This window comes from Francisella salimarina (assembly GCF_007923265.1).
GTDB classification, from domain to species: Bacteria; Pseudomonadota; Gammaproteobacteria; order Francisellales; family Francisellaceae; genus Francisella; species Francisella salimarina.
In genome coordinates, this window is sequence record NZ_VOJA01000003.1 from 573,104 (window position 1) to 595,573 (window position 22,470).

Below are 22,470 nucleotides of genomic sequence, written 5' to 3' on the forward strand. Positions count from 1 at the left end.
TGTGCAATATATTATAGGGATTGGAACAAATATTGGTTTCACTATCGAGAATATTCATCTTGCGTTAGATGCTCTAGCATCATACCAGAACATAAGAATTATTAGAAAAGCTAGCTTATATAGTAGTAAAGCATTACTCAAAGAAAATGCCCCAAAAGAATGGGATATTACATTTTTAAATACCGCTGTAAAAATTAGTACGTCTCTCAAACCTCAAGATTTGTTGATAGTTTTAAAAGATATAGAAGAAAAAATTGGTAGAGATCTAGATGCTCCAATTTGGTCTCCTAGGCTTATTGATTTAGATATACTATCAGCTGAGGATTTAGTAGTAGATACAGCTAAACTTACAATTCCTCACAAAGAATTAATAAACCGTAGCTTTGCTCTAGCTCCATTACTAGAATTATCCAAAGGTTGGCACCATCCAAAATATGTTGAATGGAATCTAAGCCTAAGACTAAAAGAGCTAGAACCAATTGAAAAACTTAATCAAACACTATCAAATACAATGCGCATGGGTATAGTTAACTTATCAGATCAGTCTTTTTCAGACGGAGATTTTGATGATACTAAGCGTAAATCAAATTTTATTGAGCTAATAAATAATGGTGCTGAAATTATTGATATTGGTGCTGAATCGACCAAGCCTAATGCTACTGCTACTAGTGTAGATGAAGAGTTTAATAAATTAGATGAATTCTTTGAATATCTTAAAACACAACTTAATGATTTAAATTATAAACCTCTTGTAAGTATTGATACACGTAGATTTGAAGTCATGAGTAAAATCTTAGAAAAACATCATGATATCATCTGGATGATAAATGATGTTGAATGTAATGATATTGAGAAAAAAGCTCAACTTATAGCTAAATATAAAAAGAAATATGTAATAACTCATAATTTAGGCATCACAGATAGAAATCAATATTTAGATAAAGAAAACGCTATAGATAATGTATATGAGTTTATTGAGAACAAAAAACAAGTTCTCCTAAACCATGGTGTAGAGCAACAAAATATATATTTTGATGTAGGCTTTGGTTTTGGTAAAAAAGCAGATACTGCAAAATACTTATTAGAAAATATTGTTAATATAAAACAAAAACTAAATCTAAAAGCATTAGTTGGACATTCACGTAAACCATCTGTATTAGGTATTCCTAAAGATAGTCACATCAGTACTTTAGATAGTGCTACAAGAGAACTTTCAAGAAAGTTAGAAAAACTCAATATTGATATTATAAGAGTACATAAAATTTAGTAAGGAAAAATTATGCCATACCATCCAGCATTAGAGTCGCTATTAGATACTCCTGAAATAAGAAGAATAAAAAAATTAGATTTAAGAGATCAGCGTAAGATATTTGCAGATCTTTCAATAGCACAAATCAAGCGCCTACCTCGCCCTGATATTATCGAAGAAGATATTAAGTTAGAAAATGATACTATATTAAGGCATTATAAACCTAAAAAAGCATCTGATAAAGCTGTACTTTTTATTCATGGTGGTGGTTGGTGTTTAGGATCAATAAATACTTATGATAATGTATGTAGATACTTATGTAATCAGGGAAATTTAAATATTTTCTCATTAGAGTACGGTCTGGGTCCTGAACATAAATATCCTGTTGCTGTTAATCATGCGCTATATGCTTATGATTGGCTTTATGAAAATATTTCTAAGTTTAATTTATCTACTAAAAATATTTTTGTAATGGGAGATAGTGCTGGTGGAAATCTTGTAACTATAATATGCCATGAACGTCAAGAAAATATGCCAAAAGCACAAATCTTGGTTTATCCTGCAGTTGATATGTATACTAAATATGACAGCAATACTAAATTTGATGAGTATAAATATCATCTCACTACCGAATGGTCAGAGCTATTTCTAAAAGCATATATAGACGAAGATATAATGTCAGAGCCTAAAAAGCTTAGACAACCAAGAATCTCTCCACTATTTTATAAAGATACAAAGCAGCCTGATACACTAATTGTAGCGGCTACTCATGATATCCTTATAGATGGTATCTATGCTTATGAAGAAAAGCTAAAACAACAAGGTACTTATGTCGAAACTCACTATGATGATGAAATGTATCATGGTTTTATGGGGGGGCTTGGAGTAGTTCCATTTGAAAACCCTAAAATAGCTTTAGATAAAGTAATTGAGTTTATAAATAAACGATAGATATTGGTTAGATATATGATTCCAATTTTTAAAACTGATAAAAAATCTGGCGAGAAATCAGAAGAACTTATTAGAAAATTTAATGACTTACCTGCTTTTGTTGCAACTGGTGGTGAGATAGTTTTTGTATCAAATGACTTTTTGGAAGTACATCTAAGGTTTAATTTGACAGATAATACCAAAAACTATCATGGTACTGGTTTTGGTGGAGCTATATACTCATCATTAGATCCAATTTATCCATTACAGTTATGTAATATTCTTGGTGATGATTATGTGGTTTGGGATTTATCAGCTAATATAGATTATCTTAGACCAATTACACATCATGTTTATGCAAGATTTCTACTATCACAAGAGATTATCAATAAAATAAAGCAAGATGTTATAACCAAAAATAAATCTGTAATTAGTTTACCTGTCTGCTATGAAGATACTGATAATAATATTTATGCTGAAGCAACCAAAACTATATATATTGCCGATCGAGAGTATTTCAATAATCGTAAAAAGTAGTTTAAATAAATGTATTTAATATAGATTGTATTGTTGCGTTCTTTAACAACTCAATTTCTTGTTGTGTACTATTTAGTGGTGGTAGCCAGTAGATAGTATTTCCTAGTGGTCTTAATAATACGCCTAATTTTATAGCTTCTCGATAGACATCTAAGCCAGCTCTTTTTTTATCAATATTTAAATCTGTCGCTATAACAGCTCCAATACCTCTGATATTTTTTATAATCGGTAATTGTTCTTGTAGTTCTAAAAATGATTCACAAAATTGTTTTTCAAGATCTTTAACATTGTTAAGTATATGTTCTTCTTCAAATATATCCAATACTGCATTTGCTACTACAGCTCCTAAAACATTACCACTATGAGTATGTGAATGTAAAAAGGCTTTAGTTAACTGATCATCATAAAACATCTCATAATACTGATTTTTTGTCAAAACAATACTAAAAGGTATAATTCCAGAGGTTAATCCTTTTGATACACACAAAAAATCAGGCTTAATATCAAGATATTCATAAGCAAAAAATTTACCCAGTCGCCCTACTCCGGTCATTATCTCATCAAAAATAATATAAACATCATTTTCCTTACACCAACTGCAAAGTCTATTTAAGTAATCTTTGCTATAAATCAACATACCTCCTGCACCTTGACAAATTGGCTCTACTATTAAGGCATTAATAAATTCTTTGTGTTGCTCAAGATATTCCTGCGATTTATTCCAATACCCTTCAGCATCTGACCAGAGTGGATCACTTTTGCCACTAACATACGGAATATTTTTCAGTTTAAAACTATCAAATAATAATGGCTTATACGGATCAGAGTATAAACCACAATCACTAACACTCATAGTTGCCAATGTCTCACCATGATATGAGTTTTCAAGACAAATAAACTTAGTTTTTTTAGTTTGATTTTGAAAGCTTCTAAGGTGTGTCGTCATTTTTAGAGCTATCTCTACAGCACAAGATCCATCACTTGCGTATAAAGTTTTATCCATACCTGTCAAATTACAAATTCTTTGACTAAACCTATCTATTTCATCATTTGTAGTATTTGCAAATATTGTATGCTCATATTTATCCAGTTGTGTCTTAAGCTTATCTATTATGTATGGGTGTCTATGTCCAAGAGACTTACACCACCAACTTGATGTAGCATCAAAAAGCTTTCTATTATCTTTAGTGTAGATATATCTCCCTTCAGTTCTATAAACATTCATAGGAGGTGATTTTTCAAAGTCTTTCATTTGCGTACATGGATGCCATATATTTGAACTATACATATTGTAAACCTTTTATAGAATATTAAGTTGACATAAATTGTACACAAGATATAAAATACTTTACAACTTTAAAACAATTTTTTATAAAAAATGACATTAGAACAAATCAAAGAAATTTACTCAAGACCATTAACAGAATTAATTTTACAAGCCTTAGAAATTCACAACAAAAACTTTGGTAATGATATTGAGTTATGCTCACTAAAAAGTATCAAAACTGGTACTTGCCCAGAAGACTGTAAATATTGTCCTCAAAGTGGCCATTACAATACTAGTATCGAAAAGCATAAACTATTAGATAAAGATAGTATATTGGCAGAAGCGAAAAATGCGAAAGATGCTGGATCCAAAAGATTCTGTATGGGTGCTGCTTGGAAGCACATTCCCAAAAAAGACTTTGATCAAGTAGCTGAGATCATCACTGAAGTCAAAAATCTTGGCTTAGAAACATGTGTAACTCTAGGAAGTATCAACGCTGAGGAAGCTACTAAATTAAAAGAAGCAGGATTAGATTATTATAATCATAATCTTGATACTTCAAGAGAATTTTATCCTGAAATAATTACCACACGCAAATTTGAAGAAAGAATTGAAACTATAAGAAACGTTGCTAACGCCGATATAAATGTCTGTTGTGGTGGTATATTAGGTATGGGCGAATCTCTAGATGATAGATTTAATTTATTACTTGAGCTATTACAATTACCCGCTGCTCCAAAAAGTATTCCTATCAATACATTAATACCTGTTAAAGGAACGCCTTTAGGAGATAAGTATACAGATGCTCAAATTGATAGTTTTGAATTAGTAAGATTTATAGCAACTACAAGAATACTATTTCCACAAGCACGCTTGAGATTATCAGCAGGTAGAGAGAATATGTCTTTAGAGACTCAGACTCTATGTTTTCTTGCTGGCATTAACTCAATATTTTATGGTAATAAGCTATTAACAGAGAATAATGCTACTGTTAATTCTGATAATTTTTTATTAGCTAAGCTTGGTTTGGAATCAAATGTCGAATTATGTTAAACCTACAAGACAAATATACTCAATATCAAAAGGATAATTTATTAAGAGAGTTAACTCCTTTTGTAAAGGATGATTCTACTATTGATTTTACAACTAGCGATTATTTAGATCTATCATCAGCACACAATCTCAAAGATGCCATAGTAACTGGCTTTGATAAGTATGGTTTTGGAAGTAAGGGATCTAATATAGTCTGTGGTTACACCGATGAGACACAGCAATTTGAATATGAGTTTGCAAAGTTTGCTAACTATCCTAGAGCTATATTTTTTAGTTCAGGGTTTATGGCAAATCTTGCAATTTATTCAACACTATTTAGTAAGCATGATAGTATCTTTGCAGATAAGTATATACATGCGTCTATTATTGATGGAATCAAACTTTCACAAGCTAAACTAAAAAGATATAAACATCAACAATTAGGTCACCTTCAAGATATATATGATGGCAGAAGCTTCACTACTACAGAAGGAGTCTTTAGTACCTCAGGTTCAATTACTCAACTTGATAAATTAGCTAAAATCACACCAGAAAAGCTTATAGTTGATGAGGCTCATAGTTTTGGAGTTTTAGGTAAAAATGGTCGTGGTGCGATCAACAGCTTTCAAATAGGTTATAAAAATTGTCCTATCTGTATTTTTCCTCTTGGTAAAGCATTTGGTGGAGTCGGTGCTGTAGTTTGTACTACAGAAGCAATTGCAGAATACCTAATACAATTTGCACGTAACTATATCTATACAACAGCATTACCACCAATGATATTAAAAGCTGCTTTGATACAACTAAAAAACCTTGAAAAGGCTAATGATAATCGAGCAAAACTTCAACAAAATATCATTTTTTTTAATGAACTTTGTGATGATAAAGATCTTGAACTAGTGTCTAAAGATTTATCACCTATTAGAAGTATCCAACTAAATGATGCTAATCTAGCGATTAGATTAAAGGATAAGCTCTTTGAAAATAAAATAATAGTGTCTTGTTTTAGATATCCTACAGTACCTAGAGATCAAGCTATATTGAGATTTTCACTGCATAGTAATAATACCTTTGACCAAATTCATCAGGCTTTAGAAATTATCTCAAAAGAGGTCAAATATGAACATATATGATCAAGTTAAAAGTAACTTTGCAAAAGCTACAGATTACTCTAAAAACTCAACTATCCAAAATCAAGTACGCCAATTACTTTTAGAGCAGACACTAAACTACTCAAGACTAGTCAGCTATAATCATACTAATAATATTCTAAATTTAGGAGTACGCGACTTATCAGAGCCATTAGAACTTAATAGGATATTTTCAGCAAAGCAAATAGATGCTTGCGATATTGCTTTAACAAAAAACTCAAAATATACAAATATAAACACACTAAAACTTAATTTTGATACAGATCTACGTCTGCTTAAAAATAGCTATGATTTAATATTTTCAAATATGTCATTTCAATGGAGTCAAGATATAGAAACATTAATTAAAAATCTAGCAAAAAAATTAAATAATCGTGCAATTTTAGCCTTTAGCACTGTTTTGGATAACAATTTTCATCAGGTAAAAGACATACTAAGAATAAATAAAATGCACAGTAGTTCTAGCATTTTAGAATTTATCAGAAAATCTGACTTAAATTGTCTACATCATGAAGATTTATATTTAGATATTAAATTCAATAACTTTAAAGAACTAACAAATCACCTAAAATCTACGGGAGTTAATACTTATACAGGAAGCAATAATAAACCTAGCTTTTCAAATATCAAAAAGTTTCTTACAAATACTGACCGTATAAACCTTAGTTATCATATTGGTTTATTTATATGTTTTAAGGAATAGTTTATGAAAAAGTTTTTTATAATTGGTACTGATACTGAAGTAGGCAAAACATATATCTCGACCAAACTCATTGAAGCTTGTGAGTATGAAAATATTAAATCACTTTGTTTGAAACCTGTAGCGTCTGGACAAAGTCAATTTTCAGATCTGTGTGAAGATGTAGAGAATATTCTAAATGCTTATAAGAACAAATTTACAGCAGATGAAGTAAACCTAATTTCATTCAGTGAAGCTGTAGCTCCACACATAGTAGCAGCAAAATCAAAAGTAGATATTTCAATTGAAAATCTCAAACAATTTATTGAAGATAAGTATACTCGTCGAGATTTAGATATTCTTTTTATCGAAGGAGCTGGTGGATTATTAACTCCATACTCAAATCATGCTACCCAGTTTGATCTAATAAAGGCTCTGCAAATACCAGTACTACTAGTATCCGCTATAAAAGTTGGTTGCATAAACCATACCTTACTAACTATAAATGAGTTAAATCGTCATAATATTAAATTAGCTGGTTGGATTGCTAATTGTAATAACTCAAATATCAAATACATTGATGAACAAATAAATACTATGGAAGAGCTATCAGGATATAAGTGTAGTGCAAAAATTTCTCAAAATGCTGATTATTTAGATTTTATAGATTTATCCAAGATACTAATATCGCCAGAAGAAAATGAATAATTCCCTTCACTACTCTTAATAAGAATTTCGCCATTATTTGCTAGGCCAACATAGTTACAGTTATTATAAGTTTTATCAACTAAAGCCAATGAAAACTCTTTATCTCTTAGATAATTAAGTGATTCAAATTCATTTTTAAAATATGTAAAACCTTTATTAATAAAAACTGCTAAATCTTCTTTAATAGCCTTGATAATTTGTATAGTTAGGTTAGTTCGATTAGCATGGCGTTGAGATTGTAACTTTATTGATGTCCAATCTTTAGAAATTTCTTCATTATATTGCATATTAACATTTATACCAAAACCTATAAATAGCTTCGCTCTACCATTAATTTCGGCACTAACATTTATAATAATACCAGCTATCTTTTTATCATCTACATAGATATCATTAGGCCATTTTAATTTAGCATCTAAATTAATATTTTTTAGAACTCTTGCAATACTGATTCCAACAACTAGGGATAATCCATTAAGTTTCGATATGTCTAACTCAACTATTTCAAGCATAGTACAGTAGATATTTTTGCCAAATGGTGAAATCCATTTACGTTTAAATCGCCCAAATCCATCTGTTTGGAATTCTGAGATGAAAATTGCATTCTCACTATACTTAGCTTGATTTTCTATTGCATATTTTGAAGTGGAGTCTATAGAATAAAAATAGTTTATATCTTTAAAAACTTTGATTAATTCATCAACTTTGATTAGATCTAATTTTTCTTGGAGTCGATATCCAACCCTGGAGTTAGAAGATACTATTATTTGATAGTTATCCTTAAGTGCTTTGATATTTTTTGAAATTGCTGCTCTTGATATACATAACTTTTGGGCAATATCTTCACCACTTACATATTTTTTATCATCTAAAAAGGTTAATATTTGCTGTTGAGTTTTGTTCATTTAACCTTGCTCTTTTAACAAAATCATAAATTGCTACTTCTATCCAAATAAACAGCTGCAGCACCAAAAACTTGGAAGTCACCTTCCGTTTCTGACCATTCTATTTTAATTTTTTTAGCTGACTGAGTAAAGGCAAATGTTTTAATCTCATCCCACATTGCTTTTTCAAAATACTCTCTAGCTGACATTATTGATCCTGCAATTATTATCACCTCTGGATCTAAAGTATACATTATAGACTTTATTGCTACTCCAAGATGTTTACCAAATTGCTTATAGATGTCTATAGCATCGCTATCATTATTTCTTGCTCGTTTAAGGATCTCAACACCTTCAATACCTATCTTTTTTATAAAGAATTGGCCACTACAATAATCCTCCAAGATTCCATCTAAATATGGCAACATGCCAAACTCTCCTGCTCCGCAATTAGAGTCTTTTAGTAAAGAGCCTTTATTGATAATACCGCCACCAATACCCGTGCCTATTGTAATACCAACAAAATTTTCATGCTCTTTGCCCTTGCCATATAGTCTTTGACCTATAGCAAAACAATTAGCATCATTATCTATAAAAACTGGTACTTTAAACTTTGCCTCTAGTATTTCTTTTAGATGAATCTCTTGCCATGATTTGATATTTTGCACATCGTATACAATTCCCTTTTCTCGATCTGCAACACTAGGAATACCAACGCCTATGCCCTCTACTTCAGAAGTGATAACTTTTGCTATAGTATCTATGACAACATCAATAACAGATTGAGCATTATGTTCTGCATCTGGCGGAATTTTGCTCAAGTAAGAGTCTAATAAATTTTCTCCACATACCCTACCAGCATTGACTTTAGTGCCACCGATATCAACACCAACCACAGTTCTATTCTTAATTTGAATTTCTTTACTCATATCACTTCAACTTATTTTTTAAATAATTCTGTTAGCTTTATAGTTTTATTGTCAATTAATGGCTTAGCTGTTATGGCTACATATAAAATATATATTATAGTTAGATATACAAAACACATTCCTATTCTTAAGCCTAAGATATCTCCAATATTACCAACCACTAATGGCACTATAGCACCACCAATTATCCCCGTACAGAATATTCCTGATACTGTTCCATGATGTGATTTTAGAGAATTCATTCCTAATGAGAAAACCCCTCCGTACATTATCGATGTTAAGAAACCACAAACAGGGAAAAATATCAAAGCCATAGTAGCCGTTCCAAATAATGCTAGAGACAATGATATTAGTTGTAAGATTAGAAATACTTTCAAAATATTTTTGACATTATATAGTTTCAATAAAACTATACCTAAAATACCGCCAACACATTGCATGATCCAGAATAATGCTACAGTAGTATTGCCTACAGTTTCGGTATTAAAGCCATGATAGTCACTCAAGAATTTAGAAATCCAGACACTAATTCCTTGTTCTTGACCAACATAAGCAAAGATCGCTAAAAAATATATTATTACGACTTTATTTTTTAGAAGATGTAATACAGTAGCAAAACCTTCTAATTTCTCATCTTCCTTCAACTGAACTTTTGGAAACTTAATTAAAGCAATAAATATTACTAGCAAAAACATTACAATTGCATTGAACCAATAAATAGCAACCCAACTAAAGTTTGTCCCTGTTAGCTTATTAAAAAATAGTAAAAAATAATTACTATCTCCAGAATATGGAAGATTCATAACTAAATAAGAAAGTACAAATGGACTAACAAATGATGCCCCACCAAAAAATACTTGCTGTAATACAGAGAAAAATGAGTAATTCTCCTCTCCACCAGCAACTCTTAATAAAGGCCAAAATGCTACCTGTAAAATAGTAGCCGCTGTCCCAACAGTAAATAAACTTACGATATAAGTAAGATAGCTAACTTTTAGACAGAATAAAATTGAACCCAGAGAGCCCAATAAAAAAGCAAATAAGATCATCTTTTTAGATCCATATTTCTCTAGCGCATAACCTGCAGGAATAGAAATAATATATGCTATAAAAAATGCAAAAGGTAATACCCCAGCTTGCGAAAGTGTCAAATGCAGATCGTTAGTTGCATCTGGGATTATAGGTCCTAAAATATTAGTCACAAATGATACAGCAAAAAAGCCAATCATCACCACAGATACTATTAAATAGTTTTTTTTCATAAAATTTGCCTCAAAAAATTTCTAAGTATGAACCCGTTGCCTTAAATTACCACTTAATAAAATTATAAGATAATCAAAAGCTTACTTTTAACAAATATAATACATAATTCAAGTTTATACTATTAAATAGATATTTTTATAGAGTATTTTTAATTCAAAAAATGGTAAATATACTTTTTAATCAAACATCTTTGAGTTATTACTATTACTAAAAAAAATATTAAAGCTTATAATATTAACTGGAACAAAAACAATTCTGGAGATCTAAATGAAAATAGAAGATGTTAAAAAAAATGTTTTTTCGATGCCGCTAGTATCACCTACAGCAAATAGAATAGCTTATAAATTCACTAATAGAGAATATTTCATAATCGACTATATGGCTGATATAGAAATCCTAAAAAAATATGTACCAGAGCCTCTTAAGCCAACTGGTCTTGTAAAATTTGAATTCATGAAAATGCATGATGCTAATGGTTTTGGTAGTTTTAATGAAGCTGGACAACTTATCGAAGTTGAATTTGAGGGTAAGAAAGGCTTATATTCTCACATCATGCTATTAGATAATTTACCATCAATTGCAGCTGGTCGTGAAATATGGGGCTTTCCAAAAAAATATGCTCACCCTACCCTTACAGTAGATTCTGATACATTATTAGGGACAGTAAAATATAATAGTGTTGATGTGGCTTTTGGAACAATGGGATATAAATATCAAGAGCTTAATAAAGATGCTATCAAAAAATCGCTAGAAGAAACCCCTAACTTCTTACTTAAAACCATACCTCATGTTAATGGTAGAGATGTAAGTATTTGTGAACTTGTTAAATACCATGTTAAAGATGTAACTGTAAAAGGTGCATGGACTGGGCCTGTAGATTTACAAGTATTTAACCATGTTCAAGCGGCTCTTCATCATTTACCAGTTTTAGAAATTGTCAAAGGCTCTCACTTTATCGCTGATGTTACATTAGGTTTTGGTGAAGTAGTTTTTGATTATCTTAAGTAGTACTTTCCTAGATTCTTTTTAAAATTGTTCTTATATTTTTTGATAGTATTATTATTGTAGCTACTATGACTATACCTATGACAGTATAAATTAATCTAGATAAGCTTATCTCATACCCGGATAAATGTGCTAATTTTAAGAGCATCGCAATAAATATTGTCAGAAAGAATACATAGCTTCCATAATGCTTAATAATACAACATATAGTAAAAAATGTTGTTATAAACAAAATCATCCAAATGGTATAAGCATTTGATAGATATATAGCTAAAGGTATAGCAAATAATGATCCTATTATAGTACCTATCAAACGATGTTTAATAGCTGTAGATGATCTAATTACATCCGGTTTAAATATTAATAAAACTGTCATAGGTACCCAGTATCCTATTTCAATGTCAAAGTAAATCGATATAAAGTTACCTATAATTAAACCAAGTGATAAACTAACCGCATAAATAGTAGAATCTATATCAGGCAGTATTCTTATACTTCTATAATTATCATCAAAAGTATCTTTTATACTTATTTTTTTTAGAATAAATACCAAAACTATTATAAATACTAATGCTCCTATTAGTGTAAATAATCCTATGAGTATTGAATCTTTAACATTAGCATTAAATCCAGTTCCTATGACATACATATCAGCAATAAAGAGAATGCCATTAGCAAAAACCAAATCTGATTTTGCAGTATAGCCAATCAAAAAAGAAAATCCTAATAGTATAAGTGAACTTGTAATTAAATCATGTGAATAATAACTACCTAAAGATATTGCTATACTCATACAAAATATAAATAATACTCCTGCATATAGCCTAAATTTAATACTATGATTGCGTATTGAAACTTGATGAAGTGCTACTACAAAACATCCTAATGCTGCAAATAAGCCGTAAATATTTTGTAGGTCTAAGACAACTTGTAAAACTGTAAAAAAACCTATTACCAAAGAGGCAGTAATGCCTAAGATAATACTGTTCTTTTTAAGACATATATATTTTGACATAAAGCATCGTTGATCTAAAATAATATAAATTATATATATGATTACTACTATTAATCTATTATTTTTTATTTATATGTCATATATCTGATGATTAGTGATATATAATAACATTATGTAATTAAAATATTTTTGTTAGGAGATTTTTATTATGTCAGTTAAAAATAAAGTGACTTTAATTACCGGAGCTGCATCAGGTCTTGGACTAGGTATGGCGACAGAATTTGCAAAACAAGGAGCTAAAGTTGTAATTGCAGATTTGGATTTAGAAAAGTCGCAAGAAGTAGCTATAAATTTATCATCAAAATATGATGTAGAAACTATGGCTGTACAAATGGATGTAACAAATGAAGACCAAGTAAAATCAGGTGTAGATCAAACTGTTAAAAAATTTGGTCGTATTGATACTGTGATTAATAACGCAGGTATTCAAATAATATCACCTATAGTAGATTTTAGTGTATCAGCTTGGAAAAAATTATTTGATATTCATATGACTGGTACATTACTTGTAACTCAAGCAGCTATGAGGCATATGATTGAACTAAAAACTGGTGGTAGAATTATAGTTGTAGGTTCTGTTCACTCAGTTCTTGCATCAAAAAATAAAGCTGCGTATGTAGCAGCAAAGCATGCTCAAGTTGGCTTTGTCAGAGCTCTTGCTAAAGAAGGTGCTGAGCATAATATATCTTCAAACCTAATTGGCCCTGGGTTTGTGCTAACTCCATTAGTAGAAAAACAAATACCAGAACAGGCAAAAGAGCTAAACATCAGTGAAGAAGAAGTGGTCAAAAATGTTATGCTTGGTGGTACTGTTGATGGTGAATTTACAACTGTTCAAGATATTGCTGATACAGCTATATTCTTAGCTGGATTTAAGACTAATGCTCTAACAGGTCAGAAGATTTTGGTAAGTCATGGTTGGGGAATGTAAACAAAGCTAATACTTCTGTGATATATTTATTATCATATTAATTATTATTCTAAAACTGTAGATGCCTACAAATTCAAATATAAGACAAAAACTAGGTCAACTAATTATGTTGGATTTTCGCTATTGGGGTGAAGATTCAAATAATCAAAGTATACCTTTTACAAAAACCAATGATATCGTCAATAAGATCTTTAAAAATTATAATCTAGGTGGTTTTATCCTTTTTAGAGAGAATATTCAAAATAATGAGCAAGTCATCTCTCTATTAAGAAATCTTCAAGCTAACACTAATACACCAATATTTTTCGCTACAGATCAAGAAGGTGGTAGAGTTAATCGCTTACAACAAGGTACTAGTGGCTGCGGTAATATGGCACTAGCTGCGACAGATAATCCTAGTAATGCTTACACTATGGCTAAAATAATTGGTGATGAATTATATTCTTTAGGTATCAATATTAATTTTGCTCCAGCTGTAGATGTCAACTCTAACAAAAATAATCCTATTATTGGTGTAAGGTCTTACTCAGATAATCCCAATGTAGTTACTGACTATGCCAAAAATGCGATAAAAGGTTATCATGATGCTAAAATCATAGACTGCATTAAGCACTTCCCTGGTCATGGTGATACTGCAACAGATAGTCATTTAGGTAATGTAATCTTAGATAAAACTTTGAAAGAATTACAGACAACAGAGCTACTACCATTTAGTAAACTTGCTAGAGATTGTAGTATGATAATGACAGCACATATTAGTGTACCAGCCCTAGATGATACCCAGTACCAATCAGTTTCAACAAGTGAAAATATTTATGTGCCAACTACTCTTTCTTATAAGATAATAACTAAATTACTAAAACAACAAATGAAATTTGATGGTCTAGTAGTATCTGATGCTATGGATATGCATGCTATTGCTAAACACTTTGGAACTATTGAAGCTTCAAAATTAGCTATCTTAGCTGGTATTGATATTTTATTAATGCCTGTTCGAGTATGGTCAGAAAGTGATCTTTATAAGTTAGAAGAGCTTTTTTGTGAACTAGAAAAAGAATATAATCAAAATCCTAATTTTGCTAATGCAGTTGATAATGCCTACACGAATATTACTGATTTCAAAGCAAAACATAAACTCGATGAAAGTTTAATATTCAAACTCTCATATGATGAGCAATTAAAATATGCTAATCAAATAGTTAATTGTAGTAAACATCAACAGGTATCTTTAGATATAGCTAAGCAAAGTACAACTGTAGTTAAAAATTCAGGTATTATTCCATACGATCTCAATATGCTAAAAAATATTTTGATTGTAGATAGTGATAACCAACGCTTAGCGGATTTTCATAGCGAGTTGCAGAAAATAGTGTTAAAAAACAACTCAACTACTATCATAAACATTGAAAATATTAATAATCAAGATATTGAAACTAGTTTTGAAAATGCTGATATAATTTTGCTAATTTCGGCAAATCTTCGTGAATATAATAATGCTTATAGTTATGTAACTTCTATAAAGCCAGAGCAAACTATAAATATCGCAGCACTTACTCCTTATGATATTAACTATATCGATAATATTATTAATTATGTTTGTATTTATGGTGCGACTTCTATGGATCAAACAAATTATACAAAGACTTCTTTGAAAATTAATATTCAAGCAGCATTAGAAAATATTTTTAGCGATAATATCCCAACAGGAAAATTACCTGTTCAGATTTAATATCTTAAACTGTTTTTGAACCAAAGAATTCATAATGAATATTTTTTTCTCTAACGCCATTTTTTAATAACTTTTCATGTATAGAAAGCATAAATTCTTTAGGTCCACAAAAGAAGTATTGAGCATCATTTTTACCTTCACTAATGTGTTGTTGGACAGTATCTATACACACTAGTCCTTGCTTTGCATCAGATCCAGAATTATCTTCATAGAAAAAAATAGTTTTAAGTCTTGGGTTCTCACTTGATAGTTTTTCTAACAGCTTAGCAAAGGGATGTTCATTTTTGTTTTTCTTACCACAAACAAAAAGTACTTGTCTTCGATTTTGTGTTTTTAGCTCCGATAAAAGCATACTCATTAAAGGTGTAATACCGATTCCTGCTGAAATTAAAACTATCGGTTTATCAAGATTTTTATTTACTTCCAAGAAAAATTCGCCACAAGGAGGTGCTATTTCTATTTTGTCACCAACTTTTATCTCATGCGATAGGTATTGAGATACATAACCTTGCCCCTCTTGTTTAACTGTTATTCTTAGATAATCCTCACCAGTAGCTGAAGAAATACTATAATTTCTCATAGTAGTCATTCCATTATATGGAACTCTAACAGTAATATATTGTCCTGGTTTGAAATCATATCTTCTAAAAAGATCATTTTTAAAATAGAAAGAATATGTGTTTATACTCTCATTTTCTTTTTTGATTACCTCAAACTCTTTAAAATTATCCCAACCATACTGCTCTAAATTCTCTTTGTATATACTCTTTTCACGATTAATCAAAATTTCAGCTAATAAATTGTAGGCTGCTGTCCAAGCTATAACTATGTCATCATTATCATTTAAGTTTAGAACCTCTTTGATTGATTCGATTAAGTTAGACCCTACTATTGGATAATGCTCCGCTTTGATTTGTAATGATGCATGTTTTTGGGCTATTAGCTCTACTGCATTGCCTAAAACTTCAAGATTCTCAATATTTTTTGCATAAGCCAAAATTGCTGCAGCTAAAGCTTCTGGTTGAGATGAGTTTTTTTGTCTTGAGGTATTAAAAAACTTTTTAACTTCGGGATTATGCCTAAACATTCTATCATAGAAATGTTTTGTTAAAGCAACTCCATTTTCTTCTAAAACAGGAATTGTTGCTTTTATAGTATCTATATTCTTTTGGCTTAACATAAGATATTTCCATATACTCAAATTATAATATGCATTATATATGCATATTATAATTTATGCAAATTTATCCTATACTTTGGAAACATCTTTTCTAAAATATTTTGTATGAATTTAACTTCTTTTACTGATTACTCTCTTAGAATATTAATAATTTTAGGATCAAATCCCAAACAAAAATATAAAACTAAGGATCTTATAGAGTTATTAGATATTAAACTTAATCATGCTACTAAAATCATTAATAAACTATCCAATCTCAACTATATAGAATCATATAAAGGTAGATTTGGTGGTGTATCAATTTCTAATGCTACATACAATATCAAATTATCAACTATTGTCAAAGAATTAGAACCAATGAACATTGTAGAATGTTTTGATAAGGATAAAGCAACCTGTCCATTAATACCAAACTGTAAACTCAAATTTATACTAAATCAAGCAAGCAATGATTTTATAGCACGATTAAATGACTATAGATTTATTGATATATGCAATATCGTGCCTTCAAATCAAAATAATGATTAAATCTTTAGACTATATTTTTATATCTTCACTAGCAACTATCGTCGCATTATCTTGACTAGAGATTACATGAAATTTACTTGGATTAAGTTGTTTTTTATAGTCAACAAAAGCTAGAGGACTATGCTCTTTAGGTTTATTTTTTACAACAAGAATATTTAATTGGTTTGAGTTGTTCCAATATTTAATAAATTTATCAAATTTCATTAAATATTTATCTACATTCGATTTAGGGAACTGTCTAACATCATCTAACTCTCCCTCATCATTTATAATAATTACATTACGTTTAGTGTAGAAGATAATATCATAAAAGCGATCACTCTCAAAAACTTGAGCATTTGGATATTTCTGATATATTTTAGATATTTCTTGAGCTGTCTTATATTTAGAGCTTGTATCAAAATAATCTCCCAATAAATAACCTAAATTTGCAACAACCATCATCATCATACAAATATAAGCAACTAATTTATTTACTGAAAAAATATTTAATTCTTTGATTAATTTAATCGTGATTATAATAGCTATTATTGCAATTGCTAATAAAATTAAGATATATCTAGAGCCAAAACTCCAATACTGAGGAAAGCATAAAAGAACTAAGGCCACAGCAGGTAGCAAAGCAAAAATAAGGATAATAAATTTAAAGCTTATACTATCCCACTTATCAAACTTTTGTAAGTCTATACTCTTAAGGTGCATAGCTACAAGTATTGACAATGGTAATATTAATGGTGCTAGATAACCAAATAGAAAAGATTTAGAAATCCCAAAAAATATAAATATAAATGTTGCCCAAATAAATAAAAACCACTTATCTGAATTTTGCTTACGATTTTTAAAAGCTTGTTTTGAGAAGAAACTCTTAAGAATTTTAGGTAAAAACAGAGTCCAAGGAAAAAAAGCTCCCATAATTGCTAACAAATAAATAATTTTAGAAACTTCTCTATTTTGCTCATCTGTTGAAAATCTGAGTATTTGTTGAACTACTATGTAGTAATAAGCAAAATTAGGATGATACTGTTCAACTGCAAATATCCATGGTAACGAAATGACTGCTACAATTACCAAACCTAAGTAAAGTCTAATATCAAGTAGCCTTTTACACTGTCCCATAATAAGAGAATATATACCTACTATAGCCATAGGAAAAACTATTCCTATCAATCCCTTGGTCATAACCGCTAACCCAGCAAATACAAAGGCTAAAGTAAGCCAATATGTACTTTTCTTGTAATCATCATATTTAAGGCTTACCCAATAGCTAAGCATAGTCATATTTAAAAATACAGCTATAGCCAAGTCCATGTTCAGATATCTACCAACAAATAGAAATAAAACTGTACTTAAACTTACTCCTACTGATAATAGTGCTGTTTGACGACAATCTAATACTTTACGTACTGTTATATATGTAAAAATTAAACATATACCTAGTAATACAGGGTTTACAAGTCTTGCGCCCCATGTATTCTCGCCAAAGATGCTCATAAATATACAAGTAATCCAATATACTAGTGGCGGCTTGTGAAAAAATATCATTCCATCAATATATGGAACTATAAAGTTATGGTTAGCGAGCATCTCTCTTGCTACTTCAGAATACCTAGTTTCATCAGGAGCATAAAAATTAGCTACACCATACATACAAAAAGCTACAATAATCGTAGCTAAAATTAGCAAAATATCTTTAAATTTATTATTCATGGAGATTAATTAGTTCTGATTTTCCTGGAAGAATTTTTTAGTAAGACAAATAGTTTTTTCGATATCTTCATCACTATGTGCAATTGATATAAAGCCTGCTTCATAAGCAGATGGCGCTAGATATACACCATTATCAAGCATATATGCAAAATATTTATTAAACATTTTAAGATTAGTTTTACCTAAATCTGTAAATGTATTGACAGCAACTTTTTCATTACAGAAAAATAGTCCAAACATTCCACCTAAATATTTCGCATGGAAATTAAAGCCATAGGCTCCAGCAGCTTCATTCAACCCATCAACTAACTGTTTAGCTTTAGCTTCCAATCTAACAAAGAAGCCCTCTTGTGAAACTTTTTCTAATGTTTTGATACCAGCTGCCATAGCAATTGGATTCCCTGATAAAGTACCTGCTTGATATACTGGTCCAGCGGGAGATACTTTTTGCATAATTTCTTTACGACCTCCAAAAGCGCCTACTGGCATACCACCACCAATCACTTTACCTAATGTTGTTAAATCAGGCTTCACATTATAAATACTTTGAGCACCACCCAAAGCAACTCTAAAACCAGTCATCACTTCATCAAAGATAAGTAAGCTATTATTTTCATCACATACTGCTCTAAGCTTAGCTAGGAAATCATCTTGTGGGAAAATCATATTCATATTGCCAGCTATTGGCTCAACTATGATACAAGCAATTTCATCTTTATACTTTTCAAAGAGCGCTTGTATTGAGTCTATATCATTGAAGCTAGCAACTAAAGTATCCTTAACTACATCTTCTGGTACACCTGGTGAATTTGGCTGACCTAATGATAGTGCTCCAGATCCAGCAGCTACAAGAAACTCATCAGCATGTCCATGATAGCAGCCTTCAAATTTTATAATTTTATTTCTACCTGTATATGCTCTTGCTAATCTAATAGCACTCATTGTCGCTTCAGTACCGGAATTTACGAATCTAACTTGTTCAATATTTGGCATAAGCTCTACTATTTTTTTAGCAAGTCCAATCTCTTGTTTACAAGGAGCGCCATAACTTAGACCATTTTTTAGCTGACATTGTATAGCTTCAAGGACATCATCATCACCATGACCTAAAATCATTGGCCCCCACGATCCGATATAATCTATATATTTGTTCCAATCAACATCGTATAAATAAGCACCTTTCGCTGATTTTATGAATCTTGGGAATTCTTGTCCAACACTTCTAAATGCTCTAACTGGAGAGTTGACTCCGCCAGGAATATATTGCTGTGCTTCTTGGAATAAACTTTGAGAGTTAATTTTATTCTCCATGTTCTTGTTCCTGCCTCATTTTATTTATTTTTTTCTCGACTGCTTGCATTAATAAGCTTGCAGCATTAACTTTTGTAGCTTTATAAATTTCTTGAATGCCTGTTGGGCTAGTAATATTTACTTCTGTTAGTTTATCTCCTATCACATCTAAACCAGCAAAGATTACACCCTCTTTCTTTAATTTCTTGGCAACTTTTTTAGCTATTTTATAGTCTTGTTCCTGAAGTTCTCTTACTTCAGCTCTAGCTCCAACTGCTAAGTTACCGCGATTATCGCTATCACTAGGAACCCTAGCTAAGAGATACTTAATAGGTTCTCCATTTACTATCAAAATTCTTTTATCACCATCTTTGATTGCTTCTTGATAATCTTGTACCATTATATATCTAGTTTCATGATGAGTTAGCGTTTCAAGTATGACATTTTTGTTTTTGTCGCCATCTTTGATCCTAAAAATAGAGCTGCCACCCATTCCATCAAGAGGTTTAACAATAATATCTTTATGCTCTGCGTAAAATTGATTAATCTGCTTATAGCTTCTAGTTATCAGAGTGTTTGGTGCAAATTTAGGATAATTTGAAATAGCTACTTTCTCATTAAAATCTCTAAGTGCTTGTGGATTATTTACTATTAACACCCCATGTTTTTTTGCCAAATCAAGCATATATGTCACATATATATACTCCATATTAAATGGTGGATCTTTGCGCATAAAAATACAATCAAGATCTAATAGTGATAAATCATGATGTTGAGATAATATTTCATACCAAGACTCTTTTGCTTTATGGATTTTTATCTTAAGCGCATCGCCTTTTGGCTTACCATTGATTATAGATAAATCATTTAAATAAAAAGTATAAATTTCCCAGCCTTTATCTTGAGCTGCTTGTAGCATCATATACGTGCTATCTTTTGAAATATTAAAAGAGTTTAAGTTATCTATTATAAATCCTACTTTCATTATTTATCCTATTTTATACCCAATATATTTATCTAAATCTTTACCATTCAAAATATCTGCAATATTTAACATTTTCTTGTTGGGAAATTGTAATTGCTTAAATCTGATTATCCTGTCATTTGTAGCAATATCAAAACCATTTTTAGTTATATCTGTAATTGCTGTAACTTCATCATTTGCCGATTTCTCAAGTATCTCAAAATCACCTACTTTGACTTGCTTGCCCTCTAGCATAAAAAATGCTGATGGCCATGGAGTAAATGCTCTAATATGACAACTAATTTCTTTGGCAGATTTTGTGAAATCTATAAGACCTTCTTGCTTAGTAATCTTATGTGCATAAGTAGGCTCACCTTGCTGAGGTTGCGACTTAATCATATCAATATTTTCTAGAGTTTCTAATAATGGTTTTATTGATAGTTTAGCGAATTTATCATGTAGTGATTGTGATGTATCTGTATCTTGTATATCAATCTCTAGAGTATTCAATATATCTCCAGTATCAAGTCCAGCATCCATTTGCATTATACAGATTCCAGTTTTAGAGTCTCCTGCTTGAATTGCTCTCTGGATAGGTGCTGCGCCACGCCATTTAGGAAGTAATGAAACATGAATATTTAAACAACCATATTTAGGAATATCCAAAAACTCCTGAGGCACTATAATTCCGTAGGCTATCACAACTATGACATCTGGTTTTAGTTCTCTAATTTGCTCAAGTACTTGAGGATCTTTCTTAAAAGACAATGGTTGAAGTACTGGTGTGTTGTTGGCTATAGCGACTTCTTTAACAGGTGAGAATTGTATTTTCTTACCACGCCCTTTTGCTCTATCAGGCTGAGTAAGCACCGCTTGAATATTGTGCTGTGATTGATATAGGTCTTTTAAAACTTGTGCTGAAATATCAGGAGTTCCAGCAAAAATTATATTTAATTTTTTCATTTGATTAGTCTCTAAAAGCGTATGCTCTCAGCTGAACACTACTTAATTCAGTAATTTGCCCCTCTGGGAACAGACAAACATATCTTATCTCATGCGCTCCATTTTGAGCAGCTAATTTTGCAGCTTCTCTTATATTTTCATTACACAGTTTTTGGAAATCTCTCTCTTTATCTATACCTATTACTACTCTTATTTCACCTATACTATCTTGTGTATCTGTCTGATAGCGTAAATTGAAAATCTTGACTTGGCTTGGGTCTGTTGCAGGTAGCTTTGCACTATATTTTGATAAATAGATACCTTTTGGTTCAGGGGTATTCTTAGAAACAAAAAAATATATACAAGATATAAAAACTATAACCAATATACCAACATACATCAAATTTTGACTGAATCGACTCATTAAAATTAAATATTACTCTAAACTAGCTAGATTTTAACACATCTAGTCTAGATTGGCTAAATATTAAGTTATTCAGATAAGTATTAGAAACAAATTGAAAATCACAACTAAAACAATTATTATATT

The 22,470-nt window shown here is 30.6% G+C and carries 22 protein-coding genes; 11 read left to right on the forward strand and 11 right to left on the reverse strand.

What is annotated here, in order from left to right; translation table 11 throughout:
- The first annotated feature begins 1 nt into the window (after position 1).
- Genes folP through FQ699_RS05185 form a run of 3 tightly spaced genes read left to right on the forward strand, consistent with a single transcriptional unit; the run spans position 2 to position 2,716 of the window.
- Positions 2 to 1,267: a dihydropteroate synthase gene (folP, locus tag FQ699_RS05175; protein WP_146421416.1), complete on the forward strand. Its 1,266-nt coding sequence runs from the start codon at positions 2 to 4 to the stop codon at positions 1,265 to 1,267.
- A 12-nt stretch (positions 1,268 to 1,279) separates the two neighbouring features.
- Positions 1,280 to 2,200, forward strand: a complete 921-nt coding sequence (bioJ, locus tag FQ699_RS05180; RefSeq protein WP_146421417.1) for a pimeloyl-ACP methyl ester esterase BioJ — start codon at positions 1,280 to 1,282, stop codon at positions 2,198 to 2,200.
- A 15-nt stretch (positions 2,201 to 2,215) separates the two neighbouring features.
- Positions 2,216 to 2,716 (forward strand): PaaI family thioesterase, encoded by a 501-nt coding sequence (locus tag FQ699_RS05185; protein ID WP_146421418.1) that lies wholly within the window; start codon positions 2,216 to 2,218, stop codon positions 2,714 to 2,716.
- A 1-nt stretch (position 2,717) separates the two neighbouring features.
- Here the strand turns inward: FQ699_RS05185 and bioA are convergent, their stop codons facing one another.
- Positions 2,718 to 4,004 (reverse strand): adenosylmethionine--8-amino-7-oxononanoate transaminase, encoded by a 1,287-nt coding sequence (bioA, locus tag FQ699_RS05190; protein WP_146421419.1) that lies wholly within the window; start codon positions 4,002 to 4,004, stop codon positions 2,718 to 2,720.
- A gap of 90 nt (positions 4,005 to 4,094) precedes the next feature.
- Between bioA and bioB the strand changes: the two genes are divergently transcribed.
- From bioB to bioD, 4 genes are read left to right on the forward strand one after another with little or no spacing between them, the layout of a single operon-like run.
- Positions 4,095 to 5,036 (forward strand): biotin synthase BioB, encoded by a 942-nt coding sequence (gene bioB / locus FQ699_RS05195; protein ID WP_146421420.1) that lies wholly within the window; start codon positions 4,095 to 4,097, stop codon positions 5,034 to 5,036.
- Entirely contained in the window at positions 5,030 to 6,148 is a 1,119-nt protein-coding gene (locus tag FQ699_RS05200; RefSeq protein WP_146421421.1) for an aminotransferase class I/II-fold pyridoxal phosphate-dependent enzyme, read from the forward strand. The genes bioB and FQ699_RS05200 overlap by 7 nt, the downstream gene beginning before the upstream one ends.
- Positions 6,135 to 6,869, forward strand: a complete 735-nt coding sequence (locus FQ699_RS05205) for a methyltransferase domain-containing protein (RefSeq protein ID WP_042518439.1) — start codon at positions 6,135 to 6,137, stop codon at positions 6,867 to 6,869. Before FQ699_RS05200 ends, FQ699_RS05205 begins: the two co-directional genes overlap by 14 nt.
- 3 nt (positions 6,870 to 6,872) lie before the next feature.
- Positions 6,873 to 7,553: a dethiobiotin synthase gene (gene bioD, locus FQ699_RS05210; protein WP_146421422.1), complete on the forward strand. Its 681-nt coding sequence runs from the start codon at positions 6,873 to 6,875 to the stop codon at positions 7,551 to 7,553.
- Here the strand turns inward: bioD and FQ699_RS05215 are convergent.
- The 3 genes from FQ699_RS05215 to FQ699_RS05225 are packed head-to-tail and all read right to left on the reverse strand — an operon-like array spanning position 7,496 to position 10,628.
- Complete coding sequence (locus tag FQ699_RS05215; RefSeq protein WP_146421423.1) at positions 7,496 to 8,458, reverse strand: biotin--[acetyl-CoA-carboxylase] ligase; 963 nt, start codon at positions 8,456 to 8,458, stop codon at positions 7,496 to 7,498. The genes bioD and FQ699_RS05215 overlap by 58 nt on opposite strands.
- Positions 8,459 to 8,481: 23 nt before the next feature.
- Positions 8,482 to 9,366: an ROK family protein gene (locus FQ699_RS05220; RefSeq protein ID WP_146421424.1), complete on the reverse strand. Its 885-nt coding sequence runs from the start codon at positions 9,364 to 9,366 to the stop codon at positions 8,482 to 8,484.
- A gap of 11 nt (positions 9,367 to 9,377) precedes the next feature.
- Positions 9,378 to 10,628: a sugar MFS transporter gene (locus FQ699_RS05225; RefSeq protein ID WP_146421425.1), complete on the reverse strand. Its 1,251-nt coding sequence runs from the start codon at positions 10,626 to 10,628 to the stop codon at positions 9,378 to 9,380.
- A 268-nt stretch (positions 10,629 to 10,896) separates the two neighbouring features.
- On the opposite strand from FQ699_RS05225, the gene FQ699_RS05230 reads away from it, so the two are divergent.
- Entirely contained in the window at positions 10,897 to 11,637 is a 741-nt protein-coding gene (locus tag FQ699_RS05230) for an acetoacetate decarboxylase (RefSeq protein WP_146421426.1), read from the forward strand.
- A gap of 7 nt (positions 11,638 to 11,644) precedes the next feature.
- Here FQ699_RS05230 and FQ699_RS05235 read toward each other — a convergent pair whose 3' ends face one another.
- The gene (locus FQ699_RS05235; RefSeq protein WP_146421427.1) at positions 11,645 to 12,649 is read right to left on the reverse strand and encodes an FUSC family protein; all 1,005 of its coding nucleotides are present in this window, start codon (positions 12,647 to 12,649) and stop codon (positions 11,645 to 11,647) included.
- Between the two features lie 148 nt (positions 12,650 to 12,797).
- Here FQ699_RS05235 and FQ699_RS05240 point away from each other — a divergent pair, with 148 nt between their 5' ends.
- Positions 12,798 to 13,580 (forward strand): 3-hydroxybutyrate dehydrogenase, encoded by a 783-nt coding sequence (locus tag FQ699_RS05240; protein WP_146421428.1) that lies wholly within the window; start codon positions 12,798 to 12,800, stop codon positions 13,578 to 13,580.
- Between the two features lie 61 nt (positions 13,581 to 13,641).
- Positions 13,642 to 15,309 (forward strand): glycoside hydrolase family 3 protein, encoded by a 1,668-nt coding sequence (locus tag FQ699_RS05245; RefSeq protein ID WP_146421429.1) that lies wholly within the window; start codon positions 13,642 to 13,644, stop codon positions 15,307 to 15,309.
- Between the two features lie 4 nt (positions 15,310 to 15,313).
- Here FQ699_RS05245 and hmpA read toward each other — a convergent pair whose 3' ends face one another.
- Positions 15,314 to 16,489 carry an NO-inducible flavohemoprotein gene (hmpA, locus tag FQ699_RS05250; protein ID WP_146421430.1) on the reverse strand — a complete coding sequence of 392 codons (1,176 nt, stop codon included), beginning with the start codon at positions 16,487 to 16,489 and terminating at the stop codon, positions 15,314 to 15,316.
- A gap of 105 nt (positions 16,490 to 16,594) precedes the next feature.
- Here hmpA and FQ699_RS05255 point away from each other — a divergent pair, with 105 nt between their 5' ends.
- Positions 16,595 to 17,017 (forward strand): Rrf2 family transcriptional regulator, encoded by a 423-nt coding sequence (locus tag FQ699_RS05255; RefSeq protein ID WP_146421431.1) that lies wholly within the window; start codon positions 16,595 to 16,597, stop codon positions 17,015 to 17,017.
- Positions 17,018 to 17,026: 9 nt separating this feature from the next.
- Here the strand turns inward: FQ699_RS05255 and FQ699_RS05260 are convergent, their stop codons facing one another.
- From FQ699_RS05260 to fvfA, 5 genes are read right to left on the reverse strand one after another with little or no spacing between them, the layout of a single operon-like run.
- Positions 17,027 to 18,724: a phospholipid carrier-dependent glycosyltransferase gene (locus tag FQ699_RS05260; RefSeq protein ID WP_146421432.1), complete on the reverse strand. Its 1,698-nt coding sequence runs from the start codon at positions 18,722 to 18,724 to the stop codon at positions 17,027 to 17,029.
- A gap of 9 nt (positions 18,725 to 18,733) precedes the next feature.
- Positions 18,734 to 20,035 carry a glutamate-1-semialdehyde 2,1-aminomutase gene (gene hemL / locus FQ699_RS05265; protein WP_146421433.1) on the reverse strand — a complete coding sequence of 434 codons (1,302 nt, stop codon included), beginning with the start codon at positions 20,033 to 20,035 and terminating at the stop codon, positions 18,734 to 18,736.
- Positions 20,025 to 20,999 (reverse strand): glutathione synthase, encoded by a 975-nt coding sequence (gene gshB / locus FQ699_RS05270; protein ID WP_146421434.1) that lies wholly within the window; start codon positions 20,997 to 20,999, stop codon positions 20,025 to 20,027. The genes hemL and gshB overlap by 11 nt, the downstream gene beginning before the upstream one ends.
- Positions 21,000 to 21,002: 3 nt before the next feature.
- Positions 21,003 to 21,941 (reverse strand): methionyl-tRNA formyltransferase, encoded by a 939-nt coding sequence (gene fmt / locus FQ699_RS05275; RefSeq protein ID WP_146421435.1) that lies wholly within the window; start codon positions 21,939 to 21,941, stop codon positions 21,003 to 21,005.
- A 4-nt stretch (positions 21,942 to 21,945) separates the two neighbouring features.
- Complete coding sequence (gene fvfA / locus FQ699_RS05280) at positions 21,946 to 22,344, reverse strand: Francisella virulence factor A (protein WP_146421436.1); 399 nt, start codon at positions 22,342 to 22,344, stop codon at positions 21,946 to 21,948.
- Positions 22,345 to 22,470: the final 126 nt, after the last annotated feature.